Source organism: Enterobacter sp. MGH 24 (genome assembly GCF_000493015.1).
GTDB lineage: Bacteria > Pseudomonadota > Gammaproteobacteria > Enterobacterales > Enterobacteriaceae > Enterobacter.
On the sequence record NZ_KI535657.1, the window covers coordinates 2637427 to 2654069 of the forward strand.

The following is a 16643-nucleotide window of genomic DNA, read 5'->3' on the forward strand; positions in this document are numbered from 1 at the left end:
CGACGCGCGGCTAATCCGCGGAAATCGCGATTTCAATCAAGTTGGTTTTTCCTGACCGCAGGCCGCGCGTTACCGCTTCGGCGATATCGGCAGCCTCGGTCACCCGGCAGCAGTGGACGCCCATGGCGATGGCCAGCGACTGAAAATCGATATGCGGGTTCACCAGGTCCATCCCGATAAAACGCCCGAGCTGCGTTGAGCTGTAGTTAGCCTGGCTCTTCATAAAGTTTTTCAGGATGTTGTACTCCCTGTTATTCATCACGATAAAGGTGACCGGCAGATTTTCGTGTGCTGCCGTCCAGAGCGCCTGCGGCGAGTACAGGGAGGCGCCGTCACCTATCAGGCATACCACCGGCTCCCGCCCGCGTCCCAGCGAGTGCCCTACTGAGGCCGGCATCCCCCAGCCCAGGCCGCCGCCGCGCATAAAGTAGTAGCGCGGGTGCTGCTGGTCAGAGATGAAGCGGCGAACGTGTCTGGCCGTTGCAATCGCCTCGTCGACAATCGTAATGCCGGGCGGAACGGACTTTATCACCTCGTAGGCCGCGACCATCGGCGAAATCGCCGGGCGCAGCCGCTCGGCTGCCAGACGCTCTTCCTGCCGTTGCCACTCTTTTTCACGTTCAGCGCGTGCCGCTTTGAGCAGCCGCTGATGCGTCAATTTGCTTGCCACCCGGCGTTGCGCAAGCTTCGGTAACAGATCCTTCAGGGAGAGTTTGATATCCCCCATCACCGAGAGGCGGGTGGCATACGTGCGGCCAAGTTCGTGCATATCCGCCGAGAGCTGATACACCGCGCAGGTTTCCGGAATGGCCTCGCCCTCGCTATACAAAATGGTGATCAGGCTTCTGCCGCCGATGATAAACACCGCATCGTAGGCATTAACGACGCTGGCGATTTCACTGGCGGTGGTGGGCATATTGCCCCGCCAGAGCGCATGCTGCGTGGGGAAGGGCAAATTCAGCGGCCATGAGGAGCCGTAGACGTGGGCGCTGAGCGCCTCCGCCAGCTGGACAATCTCCTGCGTCGAGCCGCTGGAGTGAACTTCATCGCCCGCCACAATCATGACCTTGCCGGGAGTCACCTCGCTGAGCGCTTCCGCCAGTTCGTCCAGCGAGCCCGCCACGGTGTGGTAGTCCACTCTGGATGCCGTCTGTATCCCGGCGTCGCTCAGTTCTTCCATAACGTTCATCGGGAGAGAGAGCAGAACCGGGCCGGCCGGAGGATAGCTGGCAGCGTGAAACGCGCGGCGCACCAGCACCGGGAGCTGGTCGGCGCTGGTGACCTCCTGCGCCCATTTCATGACCGGGGAACCAATGGACACAATGTCATCATACAAAAGCGGGTCGCGGACGTAGTGCCGCGTGTCCTGCTGTCCAACGGTGACCACCAGCGGGGTTTTCATGATCCGCGAATTAATGAGATTCCCCATGCCGTGCCCCAGACCGCTGGCGGTATGCAAATTGATAAAACCCGTTTTGCCGGAGGCTTTCGCATAGCCGTCGGCAATGGCGACCACGCTGCTTTCCTGGAGTGCCAGAATATAGTGAATATTTTCATGACGAAGCAGGGCATCAATGAGCGGAAGTTCAGTGGTGCCGGGGTTGCCAAAAATATATTCCACGCCTTCACTCTCCAGCACTTCAAGGAGAATGTCGGCGCCCGATCGCATATTTAAATCTGATAAGGACGTTAATGATTTAATCATAATGACACCTCATTCAGTATTATTTAAGGCATGCTAAAATTCTTCCTGCGTAGGACGAACAACAATTTCATTAATATCAACATCAGCTGGCTGTTCAATGGCAAATAAAACGGAACGGGCAATCGACTCTGCCGGAATAGCCTGCTTATAAAATTCATGCAGGAACTGTTTGCTCGGGGCATCAGAGCTACCGAACTGCAGCTCGCTTTCAACGGCACCGGGGGAAATAAGGGTAGTCCGAATGGTTTTCCCCGCTTCCTGGCGTAACCCTTCACTCAGAGCGCGGACGGCGAATTTCGTGGCGCTGTACACTACGCCGCCAGGGGCAAGTACCTTGATACCCGCCACGGAGGCAACGTTAATAAAGTGTCCGCCCCCCTGACGCTGGAACACCGGGAGTGCCGCCGCGATACCGTACAGCACGCCTTTGAGATTGGTATCAATCATCCGATCCCACTCGTCGGTTTTCAGCTCGCTGATGGGGGCGATAGCCATATAGCCGGCGTTGTTGATCAGTACATCGACGCGCTGGTATGCGGCGATGGCGGCGTTTATCGCCTTCTGTACCTCTTCCTGACGGGTCACATCGGCCTTAACGGCAATCGCCTGCCCGCCCTGCTGAATGATTTGATCCACCAGGGCGTTAATTCTGTCCAGGCGGCGCGCCACCAGGACCAGCGAAAACGGTTTATTGGCTAAATGAAGGGCAATGGCCTGACCGATACCGCTGCTGGCACCGGTGATAACAACAACCTTGTTTGCACTATTATTCATGATCTTATCTCACTGTTGTATGATTCAAAATAAATAAAAAGAAGGGCAAGGTTTAAGAATAATGAAAAATTCTTAAACGCTCGTTTTTGATATATTCTGTATCTGGAATGAAATAATGCTCGCTTAAAACTTAATGGAGTATGGAAGATAATGTCAATGACGTTTTTTAATAATTAAATTAATTGCAAGCCTAATATTTAATTCTTATATGTAACAATCATATGAACAGAATGAAATTGGCTGCCCCCCGCGGCCCTGAGAATAAGGCACGAGGATTATATTTTTCCACTGTAAAGTACGGGGCCGGTGGGGAGGCCTGTGGGTGATCCCCCCTCGGGTTCAAGGCTTATGGCTATCATCGCGTCAGGGGTAAGGGGGTTGTTCCTGATGGCAACACGTGTCGGGACGTCGCTATGCACCAGGCCCAGGGATATCGGGGCCTTCCCGGCAGGGATCAGCCAAAGCTGCAGGCTATTTTGCGCAGCAATAGCGTTCGGTCTAAGAGGGGTAATGCTCAGATACTGGCGGCTGCTGTCCGCACTGACGATCCATTGCCCGTGCTGTTGGGCATCGTTGAGTACCATCAGCGGTGCGAGTTCCGGCGTGCGGGTGGAATACCAGGTCACGACGGTAACGGCGGCGAGGCTGGCCGCGACCATCCAGCCGAGATAAGGCCGGCTTTGGCGCAAAGGCTTGTTCGGCGGCAGATCGAGCGCGATCCTCTTCCACACCGTCTCGGGTGGATGAACGGGCGCAAGGTGGCTATCGAGCGTGCTCAACATTTCCTGCCAGTACGCCACGCGGGCGGCCAGATCTGGCTCAGCGGCAAGCCTTTTCTGGAACTGAATCCGCGCCCCGCCGCGCAGGGTGCCGAGGGCATATTCTGCAGCCAGCATGTCATCGCGTTTTTCGCTGTCATTCATAGGCCCACGCACTCCCGAAGATGATCCATCGCGCGGCGGATCCAGCTTTTCACCGAGCCCACGGGCTGCTGGAGCCAGTCGGCAATGTCGCTGTGGGACATGCCCTGATAGTAGGCGAGCGTAATGCTCTGACGCTGTTCGTGGCTCAGATGTTCCAGACAATGCCTGAGCCGTGCTGCCTGCGCGTCGTCGTGCCAGTTGTTCTGCTCATTGTTTTCGCTCAGCAGAATATCTTCCGAATACGACTCTTCACGGGCGGCAGCGCGGGTTTGCCCGCTGCGCAGCCAGTCAATACAGCGGTTGCGAACAATATGCGTAAGCCAGGTCATCGGAGAGCTCAGGGCGGCGTCATAGGTTTCGGCTTTACTCCAGACGGTGACAAAACAGTCGTGAAGGATCTCTTCTGCCCAGGCGCGATGGCGCAGCATGCGCAGCGCGACGGCAAACAGGTGAGGCGATGTGAGTCGGTAAAGTTGTTCAAATGCGCGGCGATCGCCGTTTGCGACCGCCTGCATTAATTTCAACTGCTGTTCAGCCAGCGCGTTATCCATGTTTTTCCCGGAAGGCAACGTCACACTTCCGAAGTATAGACAACTACTTAGGCATCAGGACGGTATCTATGACATCGATCACGCCATTTTTCTGATGGACGTCATAGGTGCTGATATTCGCCACGTTACCTTTACCATCCTTGAGCTGAATATTGTGCGGGCCGTTGCTCATGATCCACAGAGGTTGACCGTTCACGGTTTTCAGCTCCGCATGGCCGCCGCCCTGTTTAATTTTCTGCTCCAGGGCTTTCATATCGTAATTACCCGCCACCACGTGATAGGTCAGGATGCTGGTGAGCAGCGCTTTATTTTCCGGCTTCACCAGATTGTCGACCGTACCCGCAGGCAATTTCGCAAATGCCGCATCGGTTGGCGCAAAGACGGTGAAGGGCCCTTTGCTCTGCAGCGTATCCACCAGCCCGGCCGCTTTCACCGCCGCCACCAGCGTGGTGTGATCCTTTGAGTTCACGGCGTTTTCAACAATATTTTTGCTCGGGAACATTTCCGCTCCGCCCACCATCACGGAGCCTGACGTCATGGCCGCTGATGCGCCTGCACAGAAGAGCAAAGCGCTGGATACGAATGCAACACTGAGTAGCTTTTTCATCATTTATCCTCGGATTAGGGAGCAAAGGCGTTGCTCACATACTCACATACGAGGGCAGGGGGGAAACTGGATGCAGGCAAATGAAAATAAATTTTTGGCGGGGGAGGTTAATCCCCTCTCCCCTTCGGGGAGAGGGTTAGGGTAAGGGGAAATACCCTCAGCGTCGAACCGGCGCCACGTTCGCCACATAATACGCCGCCGTGCTCTTCGCCAGCGGTTCGCGCCCGCGAATGGCGTCAGCAATTTTTTCGCCAATCATAATGGTGGTCGCGTTCAGGTTGCCGGTGATGATCTGCGGCATGATCGACGCATCCACCACGCGCAGGCCTTCCAGTCCGTGAACGCGGCCTTCACCGTCGACCACCGCCATCTCGTCATAGCCCATCTTACAGGTGCCACACGGATGGAAGGCGGTTTCGGCGTGGTTGCGCACGAACTCGTCCAGCTGTTCGTCGGTCTGGCATTCGACGCCCGGGCTGATTTCACGACCGCGATACTTGTCCAGCGCGGGCTGGTGCATGATCTCGCGAGTGATGCGGATCGCGTCGCGGAACTCCTGCCAGTCCTGCTCGTGGGACATATAGTTGAACAGGATCGCCGGATGCTGGTGCGGATCGCGCGACTTAATGCGCACGTGGCCGCGGCTCGGCGAGCGCATTGATCCGACGTGGCACTGGAAGCCGTGCTCTTTTACCGCGTTCGAACCGTTGTAGTTAATCGCTACCGGCAGGAAGTGGTACTGGATGTTCGGCCACTCGAATTCTTCGCGGCTGCGGATAAACCCGCCCGCTTCGAAGTGGTTGCTCGCACCCACGCCGGTGCCGCCAAACAGCCACTCGGCGCCAATCTTCGGCTGGTTCCACCACTGCAGGGCAGGATAGAGGGAGACCGGCTCTTTGCATTCGTACTGGAGGTACATCTCCAGGTGATCCTGCAGGTTTTCGCCCACGCCGGGCAGGTCGTGCACCAGCGGGATATCGAACTCGGCGAGCAGCTCTGCGCTGCCCACGCCGGAGCGCTGGAGGATCTGCGGAGAGGCGATCGCGCCTGCGCACAGCAGCACCTCTTTGTTCGCCGTCGCTTTGGATGGGATAGTGCTTTCGCCTTCCAGCCACTCGACGCCCACGGCGCGTTTGCCGTCAAAGACAATATGATCGGTCATGGCGTGGGTGCGGATGGTCAGGTTCGGTCGCTTTTTGGCCTGGTCCAGATAGCCGCGCGCGGTGCTGGCGCGTCGGCCCTGCGGCGTGACCGTGCGGTCCATCGGGCCGAAGCCTTCCTGCTGATAGCCGTTGAGATCCTCGGTGCGCGGATAGCCCGCCTGCACGCCGGCTTCGACCATCGCTTCAAACAGCGGGTTCACGCCCGGTTTCGAGGTGGTGACGCTCACCGGGCCGTCGCCGCCGTGGTAGTCGTTCGGGCCCACGTCGCGCGTTTCCGCCTTGCGGTAGTAGGGCAGGCAGTTGAGGTAGCTCCAGTGTTCAAGGCCCGTTTCTTTGGCCCAGTTGTCCAGATCCATCGCGTTACCGCGGATGTAGCACATGCCGTTGATCAGCGACGAGCCGCCCAGCCCTTTGCCGCGTCCGCACTCCATGCGGCGGTTGTTCATATACGGCTCTGGCTCGGTTTCATACGCCCAGTTGTAACGCTTGCCCTGCAGCGGAAACGCCAGCGCGGCGGGCATCTGGGTGCGGAAGTCAAAGCGGTAATCCGGCCCGCCCGCCTCAAGCAGCAGGACGGTGGTATTCGGATCTTCAGTCAGTCGCGTTGCCAGTACGTTACCGGCAGAGCCGGCCCCGATAATGATGTAATCAAATTGCAAATAAACCTCCCGGTTAAAATATGGACTGGAATTTACCCATCTCAACCTGGATGGACTTCACCTGGGTGTAGCTCTGGAGCGTCATCACGCCGTTCTCGCGGCCAATGCCGGAGTGTTTGTAGCCGCCGACCGGCATCTCTGCGGCGGATTCACCCCAGGTGTTGATCCAGCAGATGCCCGCTTCGAGCTGATGAATGGTGCCGTGGGCGCGGTTCAGGTCGGCCGTGACGATGCCTGCCGCCAGCCCGTAGTCGGTGTCGTTGGCGCGGCGAATCGCTTCCTCAATGGACTCATAGGTCAGGATGGACATCACCGGGCCGAAGATCTCTTCGCGCACGATGGTCATCTCGTCGGTGCAGTCGGTGAACACGGTCGGGGCCACCCACGCGCCGTTGTCAAAGCCTTCGCCCTTCAGCACGTCGCCGCCGCACAGCACGCGCGCGCCTTCCTCTTTGCCTTTGGCGATGTAGCGCATCACGCTGTCGCGGTGCGGGAAGCTGACCATCGGGCCGAAGTTGGTGCGTTCATCGAACAGATCGCCCGCGCGGATGCGGCCCACGCGCTCGACGATTTTTTGCTCAAACGCGGCCTTGAACGTCGCAGGCACGAACACGCGTGTGCCGTTGGTGCACACCTGGCCAGAGCTGAAGAAGTTCGCCATCATCGCGATGTCCGCTGCGAGATCCAGATCCGCATCGTCGAAAATAATCAGCGGGGATTTGCCGCCCAGCTCCATCGTCACCTCTTTCAGGGACGAGGCCGCGGAGTTGGCCATCACCTTTTTGCCGCTGGCGACGCCGCCGGTAAAGGAGACTTTGGCGATGCCCGGATGCTCGGTCAGGAACTGGCCGGTCTCCGCGCCCACGCCCGGCAGGACGTTAAACACGCCGTCCGGCAGGCCCGCTTCGGTGTAGATCTCGGCGAGCTTGAGCGCGGTGAGCGGGGTGACCTCGCTCGGCTTGAAGATCATCGCGTTGCCTGCCGCCAGCGCCGGGGCCGATTTCCACAGGGCGATCTGGATCGGGTAGTTCCACGCCCCGATGCCCGCCACCACGCCCAGCGGCTCGCGGCGGGTGTAGACGAATGAGGTGTCGCGCAGCGGGATCTGGCTGCCTTCCAGCGCCGGGATCAGCCCCGCGTAGTACTCCAGCACGTCCGCGCCGGTGACGATGTCGACGGTCGAGGTTTCAGAAAACGCCTTACCGGTGTCGAGGGTCTCCAGCTTCGCCAGCGCGTCGTTGCGCTCACGCAGGATATCGACGGCGCGACGCAGGATGCGCGAGCGCTCCATGGCGGTCATCGCCGCCCAGATTTTTTGCCCGCGCTTTGCGCTCTCTACGGCGCGGTCCACGTCTTCGCGCCCGGCGGCCTGCACGCTCGCCAGGACTTCACCGTTGGCCGGGTTGATGGTCTCGAAGGTGCGACCGCTGGTGGCGGATGTATAACCACCATTGATATAAAGCTGCTGTTCTGCCATTCGGGACATGCTTCCTCCTCGGTTATTCGGTCGGTAAATGCTGGCTGATAAAGTGGCTGGTGAGCGATTGTGCGAGGGTTTTGTCCAGCGGTTTGCCGCTGAGTGCGGCGCGCAGCCACAGCCCGTCAATCAGCGCGGCGAGCCCGTAGCCCGCCTCTTCAGCCTGTTCACGCGGCAGCTCGCGGCGGAACTCGTACACCAGGTTTGAGAGCAACCGGCGGCTGCTGACCTGCTGCAAACGGTAGAGCATCGGCTGATGCATGCTGCTCGCCCAGAAGGCCAGCCAGGCCTTCATCGCCGCGCCGCTGACCTGGGTTTCATCAAAATTGCCGCCGACAATCGCCTGCAAACGCTGCTCCGCGCTGCCGTTCGGCAGGGCGCGTAAGCGGCTTAATACCGCGTCGCGCAGCTGGCCGGTGATGTCGCGCATGGTCGCTTCCAGCAGGCCGTTTTTATCTTTGAAATAGTGGCTGATGATCCCCGTGGACACGCCCGCCCGACGGGCGATCTGCGCGATGGTTGCATCATGCATTCCCACTTCATTTATTGCTTCCAGCGTGGCGTCGATAAGTTGCCTGCGCCGGATCGGCTGCATCCCCACTTTGGGCATTTTTGCCACTCCATTCATCAGCGTTGGTAATCTATTAAAGCGGTTTTTGATTGGACGTTCAATATAAAATGTGTCTTAATTGTTGCGATTTTGGATTTCAATAGTTACAAAAACAGTGGGGATACTGGATGACAGACCTTTCACAAGACAGAGAAAAAGACAAAATCAACCCGGTCGTTTTTTATACGTCCGCCGGGCTGATTTTGTTGTTTTCCCTGACGACCATTTTCTTTAGCGATTTTTCTGCCGAGTGGATTGGCCGCACCCTGAACTGGGTGTCGAAGACCTTCGGCTGGTACTACCTGCTGGCGGCGACGCTCTATATCGTCTTCGTGGTCTGCATTGCCTGCTCGCGCTTTGGCTCGGTGAAGCTCGGACCAGAGCAGTCCAAGCCCGAGTTCAGCCTGCTGAGCTGGGCGGCTATGCTGTTTGCCGCGGGCATCGGCATCGACCTGATGTTCTTCTCCGTGGCGGAACCGGTCACGCAGTATATGCAGCCGCCGGAAGGGGCAGGGCAGACGATGGAGGCCGCGCGACAGGCGATGGTCTGGACGCTGTTCCACTACGGCCTGACAGGATGGTCGATGTATGCCCTGATGGGGATGGCGCTCGGATACTTTAGCTATCGTTATAATTTGCCCCTCACCATCCGCTCCGCGCTGTACCCGATTTTCGGGAAAAGAATTAACGGCCCGATTGGCCACAGCGTCGATATCGCGGCGGTGATCGGCACCATCTTCGGTATTGCGACGACGCTCGGGATTGGCGTGGTGCAGCTCAACTATGGGCTGAGCGTGCTGTTTGATATCCCGGATTCGATGGCGGCGAAAGCGGCGTTGATTGCGCTCTCGGTGATTATCGCCACCATTTCGGTGACCTCCGGCGTGGATAAGGGCATCCGCGTGCTCTCTGAGCTGAACGTGGCGCTGGCGCTGGGCCTGATTCTGTTCGTGCTGTTTATGGGCGACACGTCGTTCCTGCTTAATGCTCTGGTACTGAACGTGGGCGACTACGTGAACCGCTTCATGGGCATGACGCTGAACAGCTTCGCCTTTGACCGCCCGGTGGAGTGGATGAACAACTGGACCCTGTTCTTCTGGGCGTGGTGGGTGGCGTGGTCGCCGTTTGTTGGCCTGTTCCTGGCGCGTATTTCACGTGGCCGCACCATCCGCCAGTTTGTGATGGGCACGCTGATCATCCCGTTCACCTTTACCCTGCTGTGGCTGTCTATCTTCGGCAACAGCGCGCTGCACGAGATCATCCACGGCAACGCGACCTTCGCGCAGGAAGCGATGGCGCACCCGGAGCGCGGCTTCTATAGCCTGCTGGCGCAGTATCCGGCGTTTACCTTTAGCGCCTCCGTGGCGACCATCACCGGCCTGCTGTTTTACGTCACCTCGGCGGATTCCGGCGCGCTGGTGCTGGGCAACTTCACCTCGAAGCTGAAGGACATCAACAGCGACGCGCCGAACTGGCTGCGCATCTTCTGGTCCGTCGCCATCGGCCTGCTGACGCTCGGCATGCTGATGACCAACGGCATCTCGGCGCTGCAGAACACCACCGTGATCATGGGTCTGCCGTTCAGCTTCGTCATCTTCTTCGTGATGGCCGGGCTGTATAAATCCCTCAAGGTGGAAGACTACCGCCGCGTCAGCGCCAGCCGCGACACCGCGCCGCGTCCAATGGGGGCGCAGGACAGGCTGAGCTGGAAGAAACGCCTGTCGCGCCTGATGAACTACCCGGGCACGCGCTACACCAAACAGATGATGGAGACGGTCTGCTTCCCGGCGATGGAAGAGGTGGCGCAGGAACTTAAGCTGCGTGGCGCCTACGTGGAGCTGAAAAACCTGCCGCCGGAGGAGGGCGAGACCCTGGGGCACTTGGACCTGCTGGTTCATATGGGCGACGAGCAGAACTTTGTTTATCAGATCTGGCCGCAGCAGTATTCGGTACCCGGGTTTACCTACCGGGCGCGCAGCGGGAAGTCGACCTACTACCGGCTTGAGACCTTCCTGCTGGAAGGGAGCCAGGGGAATGATTTGATGGATTACAGCAAGGAGCAGGTGATTACGGACATTCTGGACCAGTATGAGCGGCACCTGAACTTTATCCATCTGCACAGGGAAGCGCCGGGAAATAGCGTGATGTTCCCGGATGTTTGATGTCTAGCTGAGCATCGTAAAGGTTAGGTAGTGGGGGCCAAGTGAGTAAACTTTGGCCCCATTACTTTTGAAAATTCGAGAAGAATTTGTGTGGGTGAATTTTATATCAATAATTCATATTGATGGTGCAACTCATTCTTATGGACTGAATTTGTTTTTTCCAGCAAGGTTTACGTTTAACTGGAACTTTTAAACTGTTATTGGGAAATATGTTTCACTATAATTGACTTTTCGTTTTTTTTAATGCATTAAGAAACAGAAAGTGCGATCAACTTCAATAAATATCATTAACATAAGGCATATAACTGACTGGCAGTAAATTTCACAGCGATTAAATGAGGATAATAAATTGCCAGTTTATGCAAACAAGGGTGGCGATTCTGGAGTCGTTTTTTATGAAACAACTAACGATTCAATCACTGTTCACTTCAGAGATGGATGGAAATATGTTTACGATACCAGCAAGCCCGGGCTTGCTGTAGTGGCTAAGATGCAGCAATTAGCTCATACTGGTCATGGACTCAATAGCTACATCAGTAGTGTTGTTAAGTCTAATTTCTCTCATAAGTATCGTTAACCTAACGTAAGAGGGTGATTTTTTGCCCTCTTAATGCATTTAATTATTTCATTCATGAATGATATTGTGTTGATTAATCTGTTTGCAGAATATTTGAAAAGAATTTTACCTTACGATTATTATTCCTCGAGCTACCTCGCATTTATCAAATTTACCTTATTTTATTTCCCTGTGTATTTATCCATAGAAGTATAATCGTCGCAGTTAACCCAGCACTGAGATCTGGAAAAATATGTAAAAAGGCAACAAAGAGGAGCGCGGTACAAAGGTGTGCGACCACCTCCATACCGCTAACCACAAACAACTAATACGGAGTTGATTATGGCTGCGAAGAATTCTATGCCAGAGCGGGCTATTGCCCAAACAGAAAATGCAGATTTAGAGATTCAGCAGGAAAATCGCGAGAAGCTACGCAAAAAACGCATCCGGGCGTTGCATGACGAACCGGTTCACTCTGCGTATCTTCATGAAAGAGGAGAGGCGGGTTCCGCCTGTGTGGAACTTTATACCCGAATGGAGCGCAACTATCTACCGTTAACCGGCGCGTGGTTAACCCGCGCAGGGTTTAAAGCAGGAATAGCCGTGAAGATCCGCGTGATGCCGGATTGTATTGTGATTACTCCGCAAAATTCCCGTGAGCTGTGGGGCTGTCTGGAAGGTGTCAGCGCAACATATACAAATAAGCTAAAGCTGATGAAGTGGCTGGAGACGTTTCCGGGAGCGTTAATTGATACGGGGGATTTACCCGTGAACGAAAGTGAAAAAGGGGAGCGGTAAACATCACGAGGCGATCCTGAGAATGCCAGGATCGCGCTTTAAGCAACCACATACATTAATATTTTATTAGATCAATCAGGATAGTTATGTGCTGGTTTTTTCTTTCTTCGCAGGTTTCATCCATGCATCGTCATATTTGATGTTTCCTTTCACATAGTTCCATTGAATACCACGGAATCGCAGGCCTACAACTTCATGCATGTTAGGTGCAGAACTACCTGGATAGTATACATGTGTAAAATCTAAAGATGAGATTACCACGCTATCAAGCGTAATAGTGTAGATCTCTCTTTCTGCTCCCGCTTCAATAATTTCATAATATTTGATAATCGCTTTTTGCAGGCGTCTTCCTTCGCAAGCGACAACGGCAAGATAAGGACTCACTTTATCTAATTGCTTATGCAGTGTAACCGGACCATGCTGTCTTGTTCCGGTCATATTTCCGGTATGGCTGTCGACGGCTTGTTTTACACTATAGCTGCTGTTCATGATCTCAATTGCACCTTCTCGTCCTGGCATCATACAATCGCCCTGTACGAGCATCCCGTGCTCATCGTAGAGAAGTAGGTAAGCGGGTAGTGACATTATCGTTCTCCTAAATTTATTAGCTTGCCATTTTTATCGATATCGAACTGATGCACATATTCTTTGCCATTTAAGCCGTAGTGAATTACGTAAGTATGTTCATTCTCCCATTTAATATTCATACAAGTATCAGGATAGGAAGCGTTTAAATCACCGTATCCGGATCCCGTCACTATGCTTATCTGATGGGCTTTGCTTGAATAAATTGTATAATATTTCAAAATGTCATTTTTATTTATGCTGAAACAAATATGATTGCCGTTAATAAAAGTTAGTCGTGTTTTGGGGGCTCGTTTACCACCGGGACAGCCGGTAATTGAAATACATATAGCAATAATAACCAGCAGTTTTTTCATCCGGGAAATCCTTTTAAAACTGTTTTATATTTATTCAGGAGGTAATAGAGCGTTTCTTTAAGATGCAGATCCCGGTATTGTAATAAGCTCTGATTTTTCTCCAGACCAAAATATTTCAATAACCAGTAATCGCTTACAATCGATGCTTGCTGCTCTAACCCATAATGCAATAAATCTACTTTATCTAAGCTATAAGTATAGTCAGCAATACCGGAAAATAATCCTCTGGTCCTGACAAACATCCCCTTTTGTGTTTGCCAGACGTGCATCATCTCATGCATAAATCTATGCTTCTTAACTAAGTCGTCCTCTAAAGAGAAATCAGGTGAATAAGTTTCTTCTCTAAACCACATTTCACCATTGGGACTCATCGCTATATCGACAGGCTGGAGATTAAAAGGAAGATAACTTTCCCTGTGCACCCACACCAGATGATAATGGATACTGTAACCATAAAGCGTCTTCGCGAGGGCTATCTCACCGATGGTGAGTTGTCGGATACCGCCTGGGTTAATCGGGGTTCCTGAGGTGGGAATAATGCGTTCATTTACCGGCATCATAAGTCCATTTAAAGATTGTGGTTATTGGATTTTTATCTTACTCCTGCAGAAATGGAAAAGAAGATTGATATATTCCTAAAAAGTGTTTTTTGCATTGCGAGAAATAAAAGAAGTGAAAGAGTGGCTGAATAAAGATTTTCGATGCCTGACGCGCGTTACAGCAAAGTGATGACTTGATTACCATCAGGTAACCAGTGAACTGTAAATAGCGTATTTTCTTTAAACTCAGCGTGTGGGCGGGTCAGGGCCAGCGTAAGTGTTCTTTCATCGAGCGTCATAATACGAGCGCAGTCAAAACCCATGTAAGTCTTCACCTGCGGAAAGAGCGCCTTAAACAGACTCTCCTTGGCGCTAAAAGCCAGCGTCAGCGCCAGCGCAAAAGGGTAGCCCGATCGCGTCAGGCACATCGCCTCCTGCGCATCAACGATGCCGTCCTGGATGTCGCGGGCTTCCCGGTCTGGAAGAATGGCTTCGCAATCAATACCTACGAGCGCATCTTGATGACGGACGACAACCGCCATCGCCTGGGCGCCGCTGTGGGTAATGCTGCCTGAAACCCCTTCCGGCCAGAGCGGTTCGCCGCTGGGGCCGATGCCGGGAACGGTGTGGTCAGGTAAGGCATGCGCGGCGGCGATGCGGCCAGCCAGATGCTCGGCTTTGCGTTTGCGTCCGGCGTTTGAAAGCTCAGCGTGGTGGGGGAGCCAGAGGAGATCGGCGTCGGTGAAGGTGGTGGGATCGAAGGTGACGCGATGGACGGTGTGGCCGGCGAGAATGAACGTGCTGTGGGTGGTGTGCATGTTTTTCCTTCAGAATTGTGCAGCCTGATGCCCTCACCCCGGCCCTCTCCCACAGGGAGAGGGAGCAAACACTAAAAACGGCAACGGGGTTGCCGTTTTGCTTTTACCTAGAAACGCGTATTCACGCTCATGTACCAGGTGCGACCCGGTTCATTATACGTATACGCACCCGCACCGTACATATACGCACCGGTGGTGGCGTTGCCCGTGGTCTGGGCATTACCCGCGCGCCACTGGCGTTTGTCGAAGACGTTATCCACGCCGCCGGTCAGGCTGACGTTTTTGGTCATGTCCCAGGTCGCGCTCAGGCCAACGATGCTGTACGGGCTGACTTCGTCTTTCTCAGACCCGGTCACAGGCTGACCTTTGTAGTTGTACTTTTTCGGCTGCTGCTTGCCGTACCAGGTAAAGGTCGACTGGAGCGACACGTCCTGATGCACCTGCCAGCTCAGGGTTGAGTTCAGCGTGTACTCCGGAATGATCGACAGACGGTCGCCGGTCTCCTTGTTCTTGCTCTGCAGCATGTAGGTGATGTTGTTGGTCCAGTTGATCGTATCGCTGACCGGCACGTTCAGAGAGCCTTCCAGCCCTTCGACGACCGCTTTCGGCACGTTTTCCCACTGGTAGATATCCGTCTGCACTTTACCGGAAGAGGTGTGACCAATCGGCGCGTAGCCCGCTTCAATCTTGTTGCGATAGTCGTTGCGGAACCAGGTCACGCCCGCCAGCCAGCCGTCGTGCTTCCACTCCAGGCCAATCTCTTTGTTGATGCTGGTTTCCGCTTTCAGGTCGTCGTTGCCCATCATGTAGCAGCCCACGCCGTCGGAGCTGGCGTAGCAGCCCTGGCCTTTGCTGTACAGCAGGTAGTTCGGGTTGGTCTGGTACAGGCTCGGCGCTTTGTAGGCGCGCGCGATGCCCATCTTCAGCGTGAAGTCATCCCCCAGACCTTGCGACAGGTTCAGGGACGGGCTCCAGTTATTGCCGACGATGGTGTGGTGGTCGAAGCGCAGCGCCGGGGTCAGCATCGTGCTGTCGGTCAGCTCCATGTTGTTTTCAGCGAACAGGGAGAAGATCTCCGCTGAGGTGTACGGGCTTCGATCGTTACTCATGCCCGGGATCGTGCCGCCCTGCTGGGTTTGCGTAAAGGAGGTGGAGTCCTTCATGCGCTGCTGGTTCCACTCGGTTCCCAGGGTCAGGTTCTGGTTGACGAGGAAATCAATCGGCAGGTTGATTTCGCTATGCAGCATCACGTCGGCCAGGTCGGTGTCGGTGAATTTATTGCTGTTGAACAATCCTTCCAGCCCGCCCGCCAGCCCTTCTCCCAGGCGGGAGTTGCGGGTGTGTTCGTACTGCGCCCAGCTGCTGGTGGTGATGCCGTTGTCCCAGCCGCCGTTCCAGGTGACCGCGAAGTTCTGGCGATAAATACGGTTAGTCTCTTTGCCGTAGTTCTTCTTCACCAGCGCGTTGTCGTTATTGGTGTTCTGCGTGTCGCCCGCGTAGAGGTTGTTCTGGCGACTGTAGCCCGCCTCAAACTCAAGGGACTGCATAGGTGCGAAGTCCCAGCGCACCACGCCGTTGATGTCCTTGTTTTCCACGCCCTCACGGCCTGCGGGCAGGGTGTTGGCGTAGGCACCGGTACGATCGGACTGGTGGCCCTGGTTAATGTCCCACGCGTCGGCCTGGGTTTTGTCCAGGTTGCCGAACATACGGAAGCTGAAGTCGCCGCCCAGCGGGCCGCTCAGGCTGAAGTTGGTGCGTTTGGTGGAACCTTCGTCCTTATGTTCTGGCGCGTTCAGGTAGGTGTTCCAGGAGCCGTGCCACTGGTCGTCGAATTTTTTGGTGATGATGTTCACCACGCCGCCTGCCGCACCGTTGCCGTAGCGCGCGGCGGCCGGGCCGCGGATCACTTCGATGCGTTCGATCATCTCCGGCGGCACCCAGCCGGTATCGCCGCGGGTGTCGCGCTCGCCGCGCCAGCCCAGACGGATGGAGTTGCGGCTGGTCACCGGCTTGCCGTCGATCAGGATAAGCGTGTTTTCCGGCCCCATGCCGCGGATATCAATCTGACGGTTGTTCCCGCGCTGGCCGCTGGTGGAGTTGCCGGTCAGGTTCACGCCCGGCATGGTGCGGATGATTTCCGCCACGTCCCGCGCGGGCGGGTTTTTGCGGATTTCATCGGCGGTGATGGTCGACACGCCCGGCGCCTGCAGGTTCTGCTCGGCGGCGGTGATCACCATCGTATCTTCGTGCTGCGCAGAGGCGGTCTTGTCGTCTGCCATGGCGGGCAGCGCGACACCATAAATCCCTAAATTGACCAGCAAGGCCAGAGAGTGAATCTTCTTATTCATTGTACGTCCCGC

General features: G+C 55.4%; 15 protein-coding genes. 2 read left to right on the forward strand and 13 right to left on the reverse strand.

Features of this window, described 5'->3' with window-relative positions:
* Positions 1-10: 10 nt before the first annotated feature.
* From L370_RS09510 to betI, 8 genes are all read right to left on the reverse strand, one after another.
* Positions 11-1705 (reverse strand): thiamine pyrophosphate-binding protein, encoded by a 1695-nt coding sequence (locus L370_RS09510; protein WP_023334829.1) that lies wholly within the window; start codon positions 1703-1705, stop codon positions 11-13.
* Positions 1706-1738: 33 nt separating this feature from the next.
* Positions 1739-2479 carry an SDR family oxidoreductase gene (locus L370_RS09505; RefSeq protein ID WP_023334830.1) on the reverse strand — a complete coding sequence of 247 codons (741 nt, stop codon included), beginning with the start codon at positions 2477-2479 and terminating at the stop codon, positions 1739-1741.
* A 275-nt stretch (positions 2480-2754) separates the two neighbouring features.
* A complete protein-coding gene (locus L370_RS09500) occupies positions 2755-3402 on the reverse strand; it encodes an anti-sigma factor (RefSeq protein WP_023334831.1) in 648 nt (215 codons plus the stop codon).
* Positions 3399-3953, reverse strand: a complete 555-nt coding sequence (locus L370_RS09495; protein ID WP_023334832.1) for an RNA polymerase sigma factor — start codon at positions 3951-3953, stop codon at positions 3399-3401. Before L370_RS09495 ends, L370_RS09500 begins: the two co-directional genes overlap by 4 nt.
* 43 nt (positions 3954-3996) lie before the next feature.
* Positions 3997-4560, reverse strand: coding sequence for a fasciclin domain-containing protein (locus L370_RS09490; RefSeq protein ID WP_023334833.1), 564 nt, complete (start codon positions 4558-4560; stop codon positions 3997-3999).
* Positions 4561-4717: 157 nt separating this feature from the next.
* Positions 4718-6382 carry a choline dehydrogenase gene (betA, locus tag L370_RS09485; protein WP_023334834.1) on the reverse strand — a complete coding sequence of 555 codons (1665 nt, stop codon included), beginning with the start codon at positions 6380-6382 and terminating at the stop codon, positions 4718-4720.
* Positions 6383-6395: 13 nt separating this feature from the next.
* Positions 6396-7868: a betaine-aldehyde dehydrogenase gene (gene betB, locus L370_RS09480; RefSeq protein WP_023334835.1), complete on the reverse strand. Its 1473-nt coding sequence runs from the start codon at positions 7866-7868 to the stop codon at positions 6396-6398.
* A 13-nt stretch (positions 7869-7881) separates the two neighbouring features.
* Positions 7882-8469 (reverse strand): transcriptional regulator BetI, encoded by a 588-nt coding sequence (betI, locus tag L370_RS09475; RefSeq protein ID WP_023334836.1) that lies wholly within the window; start codon positions 8467-8469, stop codon positions 7882-7884.
* A 128-nt stretch (positions 8470-8597) separates the two neighbouring features.
* On the opposite strand from betI, the gene betT reads away from it, so the two are divergent.
* Positions 8598-10631 carry a choline BCCT transporter BetT gene (gene betT, locus L370_RS09470; protein ID WP_023334837.1) on the forward strand — a complete coding sequence of 678 codons (2034 nt, stop codon included), beginning with the start codon at positions 8598-8600 and terminating at the stop codon, positions 10629-10631.
* Positions 10632-11529: 898 nt separating this feature from the next.
* Positions 11530-11985, forward strand: coding sequence for a SymE family type I addiction module toxin (locus L370_RS23220; protein ID WP_023334838.1), 456 nt, complete (start codon positions 11530-11532; stop codon positions 11983-11985).
* A gap of 84 nt (positions 11986-12069) precedes the next feature.
* On the opposite strand, the gene L370_RS09465 is transcribed toward L370_RS23220, so the two are convergent.
* The 5 genes from L370_RS09465 to L370_RS09445 all read right to left on the reverse strand — a co-directional run bounded on the left by L370_RS09465 (position 12070) and on the right by L370_RS09445 (position 16631).
* The gene (locus tag L370_RS09465) at positions 12070-12570 is read right to left on the reverse strand and encodes an Hcp family type VI secretion system effector (RefSeq protein ID WP_023334839.1); all 501 of its coding nucleotides are present in this window, start codon (positions 12568-12570) and stop codon (positions 12070-12072) included.
* Complete coding sequence (locus tag L370_RS09460; protein WP_023334840.1) at positions 12570-12926, reverse strand: putative T6SS immunity periplasmic lipoprotein; 357 nt, start codon at positions 12924-12926, stop codon at positions 12570-12572. Before L370_RS09460 ends, L370_RS09465 begins: the two co-directional genes overlap by 1 nt.
* Positions 12923-13483, reverse strand: coding sequence for a hypothetical protein (locus L370_RS09455; RefSeq protein WP_023334841.1), 561 nt, complete (start codon positions 13481-13483; stop codon positions 12923-12925). Before L370_RS09455 ends, L370_RS09460 begins: the two co-directional genes overlap by 4 nt.
* A 158-nt stretch (positions 13484-13641) precedes the next feature.
* On the reverse strand, positions 13642-14283 hold the full coding sequence (gene entD / locus L370_RS09450; protein ID WP_023334842.1) for an enterobactin synthase subunit EntD: 642 nt from the start codon (positions 14281-14283) through the stop codon (positions 13642-13644).
* Positions 14284-14390: 107 nt separating this feature from the next.
* Positions 14391-16631: a TonB-dependent siderophore receptor gene (locus L370_RS09445; RefSeq protein ID WP_023334843.1), complete on the reverse strand. Its 2241-nt coding sequence runs from the start codon at positions 16629-16631 to the stop codon at positions 14391-14393.
* Positions 16632-16643 lie beyond the last annotated feature (12 nt).